12 protein-coding genes are annotated in these 11,321 nt (G+C 72.1%); 2 read left to right on the forward strand and 10 right to left on the reverse strand.

The window, feature by feature from the left end; genetic code table 11:
* The 3 genes from AB0M52_RS22490 to AB0M52_RS22500 form a co-directional block, all read right to left on the reverse strand.
* Window positions 1–911, reverse strand: a 911-nt coding sequence (locus AB0M52_RS22490) for an acyl-CoA dehydrogenase family protein (protein ID WP_363956870.1), incomplete at its 3' end; no start/stop codon positions are given.
* Window positions 908–2,065, reverse strand: a complete 1,158-nt coding sequence (locus AB0M52_RS22495; RefSeq protein ID WP_363956873.1) for an acyl-CoA dehydrogenase family protein — start codon at window positions 2,063–2,065, stop codon at window positions 908–910. The genes AB0M52_RS22490 and AB0M52_RS22495, both read right to left, overlap by 4 nt.
* Window positions 2,066–2,182: 117 nt before the next feature.
* Window positions 2,183–3,013, reverse strand: coding sequence for a dienelactone hydrolase family protein (locus AB0M52_RS22500; RefSeq protein ID WP_363956897.1), 831 nt, complete (start codon window positions 3,011–3,013; stop codon window positions 2,183–2,185).
* Window positions 3,014–3,281: 268 nt separating this feature from the next.
* On the opposite strand from AB0M52_RS22500, the gene AB0M52_RS22505 reads away from it, so the two are divergent.
* On the forward strand, window positions 3,282–3,689 hold the full coding sequence (locus AB0M52_RS22505; RefSeq protein ID WP_363956876.1) for a nuclear transport factor 2 family protein: 408 nt from the start codon (window positions 3,282–3,284) through the stop codon (window positions 3,687–3,689).
* Window positions 3,690–3,797: 108 nt separating this feature from the next.
* Here the strand turns inward: AB0M52_RS22505 and AB0M52_RS22510 are convergent, their stop codons facing one another.
* On the reverse strand, window positions 3,798–5,822 hold the full coding sequence (locus AB0M52_RS22510) for a cellulose binding domain-containing protein (RefSeq protein ID WP_363956900.1): 2,025 nt from the start codon (window positions 5,820–5,822) through the stop codon (window positions 3,798–3,800).
* A 424-nt stretch (window positions 5,823–6,246) separates the two neighbouring features.
* On the opposite strand from AB0M52_RS22510, the gene AB0M52_RS22515 reads away from it, so the two are divergent.
* Entirely contained in the window at window positions 6,247–7,320 is a 1,074-nt protein-coding gene (locus AB0M52_RS22515) for a glycoside hydrolase family 19 protein (RefSeq protein ID WP_363956879.1), read from the forward strand.
* Window positions 7,321–7,366: 46 nt separating this feature from the next.
* Here the strand turns inward: AB0M52_RS22515 and AB0M52_RS22520 are convergent, their stop codons facing one another.
* The 6 genes from AB0M52_RS22520 to AB0M52_RS22545 form a co-directional block, all read right to left on the reverse strand.
* Entirely contained in the window at window positions 7,367–8,995 is a 1,629-nt protein-coding gene (locus AB0M52_RS22520) for an isovaleryl-CoA dehydrogenase (protein WP_363956882.1), read from the reverse strand.
* Window positions 8,992–9,591, reverse strand: a complete 600-nt coding sequence (locus tag AB0M52_RS22525) for a TetR/AcrR family transcriptional regulator (RefSeq protein WP_363956885.1) — start codon at window positions 9,589–9,591, stop codon at window positions 8,992–8,994. The genes AB0M52_RS22520 and AB0M52_RS22525 overlap by 4 nt, the downstream gene beginning before the upstream one ends.
* Before the next feature lie 80 nt (window positions 9,592–9,671).
* Window positions 9,672–10,010, reverse strand: coding sequence for a hypothetical protein (locus AB0M52_RS22530; protein ID WP_363956888.1), 339 nt, complete (start codon window positions 10,008–10,010; stop codon window positions 9,672–9,674).
* A 39-nt stretch (window positions 10,011–10,049) separates the two neighbouring features.
* Entirely contained in the window at window positions 10,050–10,238 is a 189-nt protein-coding gene (locus AB0M52_RS22535; RefSeq protein ID WP_363956891.1) for a hypothetical protein, read from the reverse strand.
* Window positions 10,239–10,298: 60 nt separating this feature from the next.
* Window positions 10,299–10,706: a GNAT family N-acetyltransferase gene (locus tag AB0M52_RS22540; RefSeq protein ID WP_363956903.1), complete on the reverse strand. Its 408-nt coding sequence runs from the start codon at window positions 10,704–10,706 to the stop codon at window positions 10,299–10,301.
* A 19-nt stretch (window positions 10,707–10,725) separates the two neighbouring features.
* Window positions 10,726–11,181: a MarR family transcriptional regulator gene (locus tag AB0M52_RS22545; protein WP_363956894.1), complete on the reverse strand. Its 456-nt coding sequence runs from the start codon at window positions 11,179–11,181 to the stop codon at window positions 10,726–10,728.
* Window positions 11,182–11,321: the final 140 nt, after the last annotated feature.

An 11,321-nucleotide genomic window follows, 5' to 3' on the forward strand; every position in this document is an offset into this window, starting at 1 on the left:
TCGGCGGCGTGCCGGGCCACCGCCCGAGCCTGCGTGACCTCCACCCACAGGTCGGCCAGCCGGTGCTTGACCGCCTGGAACGAGCCGACCGGCCGGCCGAACTGGTGGCGGGTGCGCACGTACGCGACAGTCGTGTCCAGACACCACTGGGCCAGGCCGACCTGTTCCGAGGCGAGCAGTGCCGCACCGGCGGTCAGCGCCGCCGACACCGCACGGCTCGCCACCGCGCCGGCCGCGATCGGCCGGGCGGGAGCGCCGGTGAACACCACGTCGACCAGCGGACGGGTGACGTCGAGCGACACCACGGGCGTCATCCGCACCCCGGGGCCGCAGGTCTCGACGGCGTACAACCCGTCACCGGCGGGAACCAGCAGCACGTCGCAGCACAGCGCTTCGGCCACGCCGTCCACCATGCCACGCAGCACCGGACGGGACTCGACCCCGGCCGACCGGGCTACCACGCCGGGCAGCGCCGAGCCGGGCTCGGCCGTGACCGTCGGATCGGGTTCTGGTGGGGGTGCCGCGTCGGGCGCGGTGGCCAGGCCGACCGCCAGCGCCACGGAGCGCTCACCGGTGGCCAACTGGCCGAGCAACTCGGTCTCGCCGCAGGCCAGCAGCGCCCGGGTGGCCACGGCGGCGCCCAGGAACGGCACCGGCGCGACCGCCCGGCCCAGCTCCTCCAGCACCACCGCGACCTCGCGGAAGCCGGCCCCGGCTCCGCCGTGCTCGGCGGGCACCGCCAAGCCGGTAACGCCAAGCTGATCGATCAGCCGGTTCCACAGTGCCACGTCGTACGGTTCGTCGCCGTCCAGCCGGGCGAGGGTCCGCTGCCACGGCGCGTGCGCCGCCAACAGGGCGCGTACGCTGTCCCGAAGCGCCTCCTCGTCCGCGCCGTAGAGCAGGTCGGTCATCGGTCCACCCGGGGTTCGGCGGGCAGGCCGAGCACTCGCTCGGCGATCACGGTGCGCAGGATCTCCGACGTCCCGCCCTCGATCGAGTTGCCCCGGGCCCGCAGGTAGCGGTAGGTGGCGGTGCGGCCGAGCAGGTCCGGTTCCGTCGGACGGTGCATCACCCAGTCGTCGTGCCGCAGCCCCTGGGCACCGAGCAGCTCCACCTCCAGTCCGCTGATCCGCTGGTTCAGCTCGGCGAAGGAGAGCTTCACCGCCGAGCCCTCCGGGCCGGGCTGGCCGGCGGCGACGAGCTGGCGCAGCCGCAGCGCGGCCAACCGGGCGGCCTCGGCGCGTACCCACGAGTGGAGGATCTCCTCGTGCAGCCCGGCGGTACGCAGCTCCGGCCGCTCCCGCCACAGGCGGGCCACCAGGCCGACCATCCCGCCCTCACGGGGCAGCGGTCGCCCACCGATCGCGACGCGTTCGTTCATCAGGGTGGTGCGGGCCACCTGCCACCCCTGTCCCTCCGCGCCCACCCGCTGGGCGTCGGGCACCCGGACGCCAGTCAGGAAGACCTCGTTGAACTCCGCCTCGCCGGTGAGCTGACGCAGCGGCCGTACCTGCACGCCCGGCGTGGTCATGTCACAGACGAAATAGGTGATGCCGTGGTGCTTGGGCACGGCCGGGTCGGTGCGGGCCAGCAGGATCGCCCAGCGCGCCTCGTGGGCCATCGACGTCCACACCTTCTGCCCGTCGACCACCCAGTCGTCGCCGTCGCGGGCCGCGCGGGTGCGCAGGCCGGCCAGGTCGGATCCGGCGTCCGGCTCGCTGAACAGCTGGCACCAGGCCTCCTCGCCGGTCCACAGCGGGCGCAGCCAGCGCCGGCACTGCGCGTCGGTGCCGTGCCGCAGCAGGGTCGGCGCGGCCATGCCGAGCCCGATGCTGTTGCGGCGGGGGCGGTTGTCCGGCGCGCCGGCCTCGGCGAAGGCCGCGTCGACCACCGGTTGCAGGTGCGGTGGCGCGGCCAGCCCGCCGAGCCCGGTCGGATAGTGCACCCAGGCCAGCCCGGCGTCGAACCGGGCGCGCAGGAAGCCGACCCGGTCACCGCCCGGGTCGTGCGTACGCAGGAACGCGGCGACCAGCCCCCGCAGCCGGTCGGCGGTGTGGTCGGACACTCGCCACCTCCGAGATATTTGCACTGCCAATGCAATCTAGTGCCGCCGGCCGTTGGGACGGAAGACCGGCGGTCGGACGGTCCGGGGCGGCCGCACCGGCGACCGCCCCGGGGCACCTCAGTGCGGGCAGGTGTTGCGGTACTCCTCGATGGCCAGGCCGCTCGGGCCCGGGCAGAGGAACTGCTCGTAGCGGGTGTCGTCGTCGACGAACCGCTTCAACCAGGACACCATCTGCTTGGCGGTGGGCGTGTTGACCGACTGCGGGAAGAAGTGACTCGCGTTGTTGAGCTCCAGGTACGCCTTCTCCGCCGAGGCCGGGATGGTGTTGTAGAACGGCTCGGAGTGCGAGGAGACCGGGGCGACGGTGTCGCTCTCGCCGCCGATGATCAGCGTCGGCACCCGCAGGTTCGACCAGTTCTTGGTCAGGTTCCACGGCGCGAGCGGCACGGCCGCCTGCAACGACGGCCGGCTGGCGGCGGCCTCCAGGCTGCCCCCGCCGCCCATCGAGTGACCGGCCACGGCGAGCCGGCTGCCGTCGACCCGGCTGCGCACCGAACTGCGCTCGACCAGGTAGTCCAACGCGGCCAGCAGTTGCCGACCCCGGCTGGCCGGCTGGTCCAGGCGGCTGTTGGTCTCGATGCCGATGACCACGAAGCCGTGCGAGGCGATCCGCGGCCCCAGCCAGTCGATGCTCGACCAGGCGGCGGTGTAGCCGGGCGAGATGGCCACCGCGCCGAAGGTGCCCTGGCTGGTGCTGGTCGGGTAGTAGATGACACCGCCGCCGAAGCCGCTGACCAGAGAGGAGACGTTCAGCGAGGAGGTGGCAAACGGACCGCGGCTGGCCTCCAGGATCGCATGGGTCGGCGCAGGACCGCGCTCGTACGGGTTCGCCGCCTGGGCGGCGGACGAGGTGGCGACGACGCCGCCGGCGGCCAGGACGGCAGCCATCGCCAACCGGGCCACGAGGGAGAGGGAACGGGGACGGGTGGTGGTGGATGATCGCACGTCGGATACTCCCTTGAGTCGGAGCTGTATCGACTGCGATCAGTGTTTGCGCTGCCCCACCGGCACCGCATCGGCAAAATCACCAGTCACCCGGATCAAGGAGTCCCGGCAAGTACCGCGAATGCCCGACGTGCGGCCGCGCCTGCTGCCAGGCTTGACACCGACGCGGGTCAGGTGGCGCTCGGCTGCCCGCCCGCCGGAGGAGGATCTCGTGGACGAGGGCCGGCGCAAGCAGCGGATCCGGGAGGCGTTCGACCAGTGGGCCGCCGGGACCGGAACCGTGTTCGACCTGCTGGCCGCCGACGCGACCTGGACCGTGGTCGGCAACAGCGTGGTCGCCGGCACCTACCAGGGGCGGGACGATTTCTTCCGCCGGGCTCTCGATCCGTTCAACGCGCGGCTGTCCACACCCGCCGCGCCCACCGTGCACGGCATCTACGCCGATGGCGATGTCGTCATCGCATACTTCGACACGGCGTCCACGGCCCGCGACGGACAGCCGTACCACAACACGTACACCTGGTACCTGACCATGCCGGACCAGGAGATCGTCGATGTTGTCGCCTTCTTCGACAGCATCGCCTTCGACGACCTGTGGCAGCGGGTCACGCCGGCCTGATCCGAGTTCTGCCCGGACGACGTGACGGTCACCTCCGGCACCGGGATCCGCGCCGGTGCCGCCGGCGGGGCCGAGAGACCCCGCCGGCGGCACGGCGACCGGGCGACGTCAGAGGCTGGTGCAGAGCGTGCCGTTGAGCCGGAACGCGGTCGGCAGGACGTTCGGGCCGCTGTACGCGCCGACGAAGCCCGCACTCGTGCTGGCCCCGCCGTCGATCCGTCGGTTGTCGGCGGTGCTGGTGACCCTGACCGCGGTGCCGACCTGCTCCCAGTTCGCGCTCCAGCCGCTGCTCACCTGCTGCCAGGTCGTCGGCCAGGTCCAGGTCAGCGTCCAGCCGTCGATCGGGCTCGCCGCGTTGTTGACGATGTCGACGGTGCCCACGTAGCCGTTGCCCCAGTCGGTGGTGTTGGTGAAGCGGACGCCGCAGGTGCTGCTGGCCGGGCTGCCGGTGGTGAAGGTGAGCGGCGGTGAGGCCCAGGAGACCCGACCCGCGGTGTCCCGGGTCAGCACGTTGACGGTGTACCTGCTGCCGGCGTTGAGGTTGCCGACCGTGAAGGTGGTGCCCGTCGTCTCGCCGAGTTGCTCGCTGACCGCACCGTTCTGCCGGTACAACTCGTACTTGGCGATCGGGCTGGCGCCGCGGGTGGCCGCCGGCCAGGAGATCGTCGCGGTCCGGTCGGTGACGCCGCTGGCGGTGGGCTGGCCGGGCGCACCGGGCTGGCCGGTCACCGCGGTGGCCGGGCGCACCACGAGCGTGGTCAGCGAGTACGGCGGCAGCGTCCGGCTGGTCGCGCTGCCGCTCTGGTCGGTGGCGATGGAGCTGGCGCCGTTGGTGTGGGTGTAGACCCGCGGCGCGGCGGCGGTCGGCGTGAAGCCGGCGTAGTCGATGGTGACCGGATGGGAGTTGTCCGGGTCCTTGTTCACCAGCAGCACCGCGACCTCCCCATTGCTCCGCCGTACCGCGTGCGCGGTGACCAGCGGCTGATCCGATCCGGCGCGGATGAACTGGTCGCCGGTCCGCGCGAAGACGCTCATCATGGACAGCCCGTGGTACGACGCGAACGGCGTGTTCAGTGGCGGCTCGCAGACCGACCCGTCTGAGGTGCAGGTGCCGCTGGAGAACATGCCGTAGTCGCCGTAGTCCGTCTGCCCGGCCACGGTGGAGACCGTGCCGATCCCGTTGCGCACGTTCCACCACTGGACGGTGAAGACGCCGTTGGCCAGCAGCCCGCTGTAGGCGTCGGCCAGGAACAGCGCGGCCGGCTGGCTGGTCATGCCACCGGAGGTGACGTTGAGCTCGGTGAGGCTGATCCCGATGCGCGCGGCGTTCGGCCCGGCGTACCGGGTGATCTGCTGCCGGAGCAGCTGGACCGCGTCGGTGATGTGGCTGGTCCGGGGCAGCGACTCGGCGGCGCTGCCGCCCGGGTACCAGTGCACGTCGACGAAGTCGATCTTCGGCCCGGCGATGCTGAGCACGGTCTGGTTCCAGGGGCCCGGATCGTTGCCGGCGGTCAGGCCGTCCGGCCAGTTCGCCGGCATGGTCAGCACCGCGCCCACCTTGATGGTGGGGTCGACGGCCTTCATCGCGTCGGCGTACTCGACCACCAGGTTCGCGTAGTAGGTCGCGCTCTTGTCCGGGTGGTGGTCGGCCTCCCAAGCCGACCCGTAGTGCCCGTTGCCGTAGTTCTCGTTGCCGACCGTCCAGTACCGGGCACCGTACTTCTTGGTCACGTTGGCGTACCGCACCCAGTCGGCGGCCTCGGCGGGGGTACCGGTGCCGTAGTTCGCGATGATCATCGGCTGGGCGCCGGCCCGCTGCACGCCGGCCATGAAGGTGTCGAAGTCGGTGCCCGGGGCGACGTAGCCGCCGGGCGCGGTGTGGTCCCGCCAGTGGTAGATGTCGGCGTACGAGCCGCCCGGGTAGCGCATCATCTGGACGCCGGCGGCGCGGAGCAGGTCCGACGTCTCGACCGTACCCAACTGCGAGTCCCAGATGGCGTGGTTGACGCCGAGCGCGGTGTCGGGCACGGTGGCCAGCCCCGCCCTCGTGTTCACGGTCACGGTCACCGGCGCGGTCGCCGCGCTGACGCTCGGCTGGTGGATTCCGACCAGCGCACCCGTGGCGAGCAGCATGCTCGCCACGAGTGCCGTGCGGCCGGGTCGGGACAGCCGCGGCGCCGGGATGAGGCGTCGGCGACCGGATGTGCTCGGAGCTCTCATGGTTGTTCCTTCGTTGATCGCGGCGGAGTTTCGCCCGACCCGGGTCCCCTGTGGCGGGTCCTCGGCGGCGGAAGGAGGGACACCCGGACGGCTGAGGCCATCTGCCGTCGTCCCCCCGGGTCCGTGGCGGCCCCGGCTGCCCATCGGGCGACGGTCACTCGCGCGCGCGACAACGCATCGAGGCACAAGAATCCCACAGCACCCGGGATGACTCAACGGCGCGTTCCACCGTCGCCCACAAATAGTAAGGTTTGTGAACAGTCGATGATACGATGACGTCCGTCGATGTGCAGTCCGGCCGTCGACTCCCCCGATCCCCACCGGAAGGAGTGATCACATGTCGAGATTGCGCGCCCTGGCCGCGCTCGCGGCGCTGACCCTCGCCGGCGCACTGCTGGCGATCATCCCGTCGACCGCCGCGTCCGCCGCCGCCTGCGCGACCCCGTGGCAGTCCTCGGCCGTCTACACCGGAGGCCTGCAGGTCTCCCACAACGGCCGCAACTACCAGGCGAAGTGGTGGACCCAGAACGAGGCTCCGCCGGGCACCACCGGGGTCTGGCAGGATCTCGGCGCCTGCGGCGGCAGTAACCCGCCACCCTCGGGCAGTTGCAACTATCCGAACTGGGTCGCCGGCACCTGGTACGTCGCCGGCAGCATCGTGCGCTACACCAACGGTCAGTACTACATCGCCGAGCACGACAATCCCGGCTACGACCCGATCATCAGCACCTGGTACTGGGACCCGTACACCTGCTCGGGCACGCCGCCCACCAGCAGCCCGCCGAACCCCGGCGGCTTCGTGGTCAGCGAGGCCCAGTTCAACCAGATGTTCCCGGGCCGGAACTCCTTCTACACGTACTCCGGCCTGGTCGCCGCGCTCGGCGCCTACCCGGCGTTCGCCCGTACCGGCAGCGCCACGGTGCAGCGGCAGGAGGCCGCCGCGTTCCTGGCGAACGTGTACCACGAGACGGGCGGCCTGGTGCACATCGTGGAGCAGAACACGGCGAACTACCCGCACTACTGCGACTACGGCCAGCCGTACGGCTGCCCGGCCGGGCAGGCCGCCTACTACGGGCGCGGGCCGATCCAGCTGAGCTGGAACTTCAACTACAACGCGGCGGGCAACGCGCTCGGGCTGCCGCTGCTGACCAACCCGTGGCTGGTGCAGAACGACGCCGCAGTGGCCTGGAAGACCGCCATCTGGTACTGGATGACGCAGAACGGGCCCGGCACGATGACGGCACACAGCGCGATGGTCAACGGCGCCGGGTTCGGCCAGACCATCCGCAGCATCAACGGCTCGATCGAGTGCAACGGCGGCAACCCCGCCCAGGTGCAGAGCCGGGTCACCCGGTACCAGCAGTTCGTCGGCATCCTCGGCGTACCCGCCGGAGCGAACCTCTACTGCTGAGCCGTCGGTCTGGCGCCGCCACAGTGCGTCGGTGGCGCCAGACCGGTCAGCCCACCTTGGGCGTGGCCCGGTCGATGATCGCGGCGAAGTCGACCCCGGCCGGCAGCGTGCCGTACGCGTGGCCCCGGTCGCCGCCCAGCCGGGAAGCGCAGAAGGCGTCGGCGACGGCCGGGTGGCCGTGCCGCACCAGCAGCGCCCCCTGAAGCACCAGCGCCAACTGCTCGACCATCCGGCGGGCCCGCACCTCCAGGTCGGCGGGGTCGGACAGGGCGACCTGGAGCTGCCGTACCGCCGCGTCGAGTCGCGGGTCGGCGCCGGCCGCGGCGTCCACCTCGGCGCGGAACGCCGCCATCACCTCGGGCTGGCCGGCGAGCGCGCGTAGGACGTCCAGCGCGGCCACGTTGCCGGAACCCTCCCAGATGGAGTTCAGCGGCGACTCGCGGAACAGCCGCGGCATGCCGGACTCCTCGACGTAGCCGTTGCCGCCCAGGCACTCCAGTGCCTCGGCGGCGTGGCCCGGCCAGCGCTTGCACACCCAGTACTTGCCGACAGCGAGGGCGATCCGCTTGAACGCGGTCTCGGCCGCGTCGCCCCGGGCAGACCGGTCGGTCGCCCCGGCCAGCCGCATCATGAGTACGGTCGCCGCCTCGGACTCCACGGCCAGGTCGGCCAGCACGTTGCGCATCAACGGCTGGTCGACGAGATACCGGCCGAAGGCGTGCCGGTGGGCGGCATGGTGCGCGGCGGTGATCACGCCCTGGCGCATCCCGGCCGCCGCACCGATGACACAGTCGAGCCGGGTCAGGTTGACCATGTCGATGATGGTGCGTACGCCCCGGCCCTCGTCGCCGACCCGCCAGGCGACCGCGTCGTCGTACTCGACCTCGCTGGAGGCGTTGGAGCGGTTGCCGAGCTTGTCCTTCAGCCGCATCAGCCGCATCGGGTTACGGCTGCCGTCGGGGAGCACGCGCGGGACCAGGAAGCAGGTGAGCCCGCCCGGCGCCTGGGCGAGGGTGAGGAAGACGTCGCACATCGGCGCGGAGGTGAACCACTTGTGCCCGACGAGTCGGTAACTGCCGTCGGGCCGGGGGTGCGCGGCGGTGGTGTTGGCCCGTACGTCGGAGCCACCCTGTTTCTCCGTCATCGACATGCCCGCCAGCAGCCCCTGCTTGGTCAGCGGCACCCGCAGCCCGAAGTCGTACACCCGGGCGGTGAGCAGCGGCTCGTAACGCGCGGCCAGTTCCGGGGCGTGCCGCAGCGCCGGCACCGCCGCGTAGGTCATCGAGATCGGGCAGCCGTGGCCGGCGTCGGGACGCCAGGTGTAGAACTTGGCCGCCCGGGCCACGTGCGCGCCGGCCCGCTCGTCGGCCCACGGCGCCGCGTGCAGCCCGTGACCGACGGCGGTACGCATCAGCTCGTGCCAGGCGGGGTGGAACTCCACCTCGTCGACGCGGTGACCGTAACGGTCGTGGGTACGCAGCACCGGCGGGTGCTCGTTGGCCAGCCGGCCGTGCTCGATGGCCTGCTCGCTGCCGGCCAACCATCCCAGTTCGTGCAGTTCGGCCGCGGCCCAGCCGGCGCCCTCGCGGGCCAACCCGTCCAGCAGCGCCGGGTCGTCGGCGGTGTCGTGGCCGACCAGCGGGGGAACCTGGTTGAACACCTCGTGTGTGGTCACGGCGACACTCCCAACGCGCGGTGGATGAAGGCGGTCAGGCCGCCGATGGTGTCCGGGCCGGCGACCCCGGCGGCCAGCGGGCCCACCATGGCCTCGGCCAGGGCGCCGACCACGGCGGTGGAGGTCAGCTCGGCATCCTGCGGCGGCAGTTCACCACTGGCCACGCCGGCCGCCACGTAGCCGGCGATCAGCGTGGCGTGGGCGCGCCGGAAGATCAGCCGTTGCGCCTCGACCGCCGGGTCGACCGGCTCGGCGAGCAGGGCGTACGCCAGCCGCGGAGCCTGCAGGGCCCGACCGGAGAAGGTCTCGACGACGGCCCGGAGCTTGGCGGCGGCGGTCGTCTCCCGGGCCGCGGCCCGGGAGACCGCGTCGACCTCCCGCTGGCTCGCGGCGCGGAAGACCTCGGCGAACAGGTCGGCCTTGGCGGGAAAGTGGCGGTAGACGCTGCCGGTGGCCACGCCGGCCCGCTCGGCGACGGCGGCGACCGAACAGCCGGCGTACCCGTGCTCGGCCAGGATCCCGACCGCGGCGGCCACGATCCGCTCGCGCGAGGCGGTCAACCTCGCCTTCACCCGCTCCGTGCTCCGGTAGGCCACACAAGAATTGAACCATCATTCATTTCTTACCGGCAAGACCGGCACCGGACCGCGGCGGCAGCTACCGGCCGGCGCCCGGGTCACAACTCGTACGCCTCGGCGAGTTGCTTGCGCAACGCCTCGACATAGGGTTGCCACTCGGCGTCGAGGTTCGCAGCCTCCCCTTCGGTCACCACGACCGAGGCGTCCTGGTACGCCATGCCCGCGACCACCTGATGCCGTCGCCCCGGTGCCGGGTGGCTGGCGAGCAACGATGCCTGCTGGCGGATGGTGAGCTGGCGCAGCAGCGGGAGCTGCCGCGCGTGGTCCTCCCGGGTCGCGGCGATAGTCCGTCGCCACATGTCCATGGCGGCGCCCGGCGTCCCGTTGGGCGCGATGAGGGGGGCCAGCACGGGCGACAGCGCCAGCAAGTCGATCATGCTTAGGGCGCCGGTGGTGCCGGCCGCACGGGCCGCCATCTAGTCGGCCCGCACCTCCGCACGGCGCCCCTCCCACGCGTCGAGGGTGTTCATCGCCAGATGTACGACGAACAGCAGCCAGCTGAGCGCACCGGCGACCAGGCGCCAGATGGTGTACGACAGGGCGGCGAGCCCCTCCAGCCCGCGGTCGTAGGCATCACCGCGGGCTGGCCTGATCGCCGTGGACAACGCGCCGGGTCAATGGGTGTGCCGACCCGGATGGCCGCGACCGCCGTCGCGATGAGCCGCTCAGGTGAGCGGCTTGGCGAACCAGTGGTGGGCGTACGGGTTGGTGTTGTAGCGCGGGATCTCCCGGTAGCCCGCGCTGCGGTAGAGCCGCATCGCCTCGGTGAGGCTGCGGTTGGTGTCGAGCCGTACGCTGCCGGCGCCCGCGACTGCGGCGTGCCGCTCCAGCTCGTCCAGCAGCCGCCGGCCGACGCCGAGCCCGCGTACCGTGTCGGACACCCAGAGGCGCTTGATCTCGGCGGGTTCGCCGGCCTTCAGCCGCACGGCGCCGCATCCCACCGCCTCGGTCGAGACGGTGGCGACCAGGAACAGCCCCGCCGGGGGTACCAGCTCGTTGTCCTCGACGCCGCTGCCGGCCGGGTCGAAGCCGGCGTCGAAGCGTCCGGCGAGTTCCCGCGCGTACGCCCGCAGGCAGGCCCGGGCGCGCGGATCACCCGGATGGCACGGGGCCGATGGTGACCAGCGACGCCATGAGCAGCCGCTCCACCTCGGCCATGGCGGTGGTGAGCCGGGTGCGCTGGCCGGCGGAGAGCGGTTCGAGCACCGACCAGGCCAGGTTGTCGGACTTGCCGTCCAGCAGGTCCCACTCGGCCCGGCCGGCGTCGGTGAGCCGGGCGGTCCGCACCCGTCCGTCGCCCTCGCCGGGGCCCACCACGACGAGTCCCTCGCCCTCCAGCGTCCGCAGCAGCCGGCTGAGGTAACCGGCGTCGAGGTCCAGCCGGGTCCGCAGGGCGGCGACCTCGGCGCCCGCCGGGCCGATCTCCCACAGCAGCCGGGACTGCGCCAGTGGCCGGTCCCGAGCGAGGTAGCTGTCGTCCAGTGCGCCGACGCGCTGGGTCACCGTGCGGTTGAAGCGCCGCACCACGTCGATCAGTCCGCGATCCATGATTGCTGACTATAGTCAGGTAATCTGCGACCGCAGCGGGCGGACGTGCTGCTGATGGGCCGGCGCCCCCGCCGATCACGCACGCCCGCCAGAACCGCCAGCCTGCGTGACCGCAACCCTTTGTGACCACAACCCCGCCG

Origin of the sequence: Micromonospora sp. NPDC051296, assembly GCF_040682255.1 — a bacterium.
GTDB lineage: Bacteria > Actinomycetota > Actinomycetes > Mycobacteriales > Micromonosporaceae > Micromonospora > Micromonospora craterilacus.

Bases quoted from the DNA above. Each gene is read 5' to 3' on its own strand.
- AB0M52_RS22500 (WP_363956897.1), bottom strand. From the start codon at position 3,013: ATGGCTGCCGTCCTGGCCGCCGGCGGCGTCGTCGCCACCTCGTCCGCC.
- AB0M52_RS22510 (WP_363956900.1), bottom strand. From the start codon at position 5,822: ATGCTGCTCGCCACGGGTGCGCTGGTCGGAATCCACCAGCCGAGCGTC.
- AB0M52_RS22515 (WP_363956879.1), top strand. From the start codon at position 6,247: ATGTCGAGATTGCGCGCCCTGGCCGCGCTCGCGGCGCTGACCCTCGCC.
- AB0M52_RS22530 (WP_363956888.1), bottom strand. From the start codon at position 10,010: ATGATCGACTTGCTGGCGCTGTCGCCCGTGCTGGCCCCCCTCATCGCG.
- AB0M52_RS22545 (WP_363956894.1), bottom strand. From the start codon at position 11,181: ATGGATCGCGGACTGATCGACGTGGTGCGGCGCTTCAACCGCACGGTG.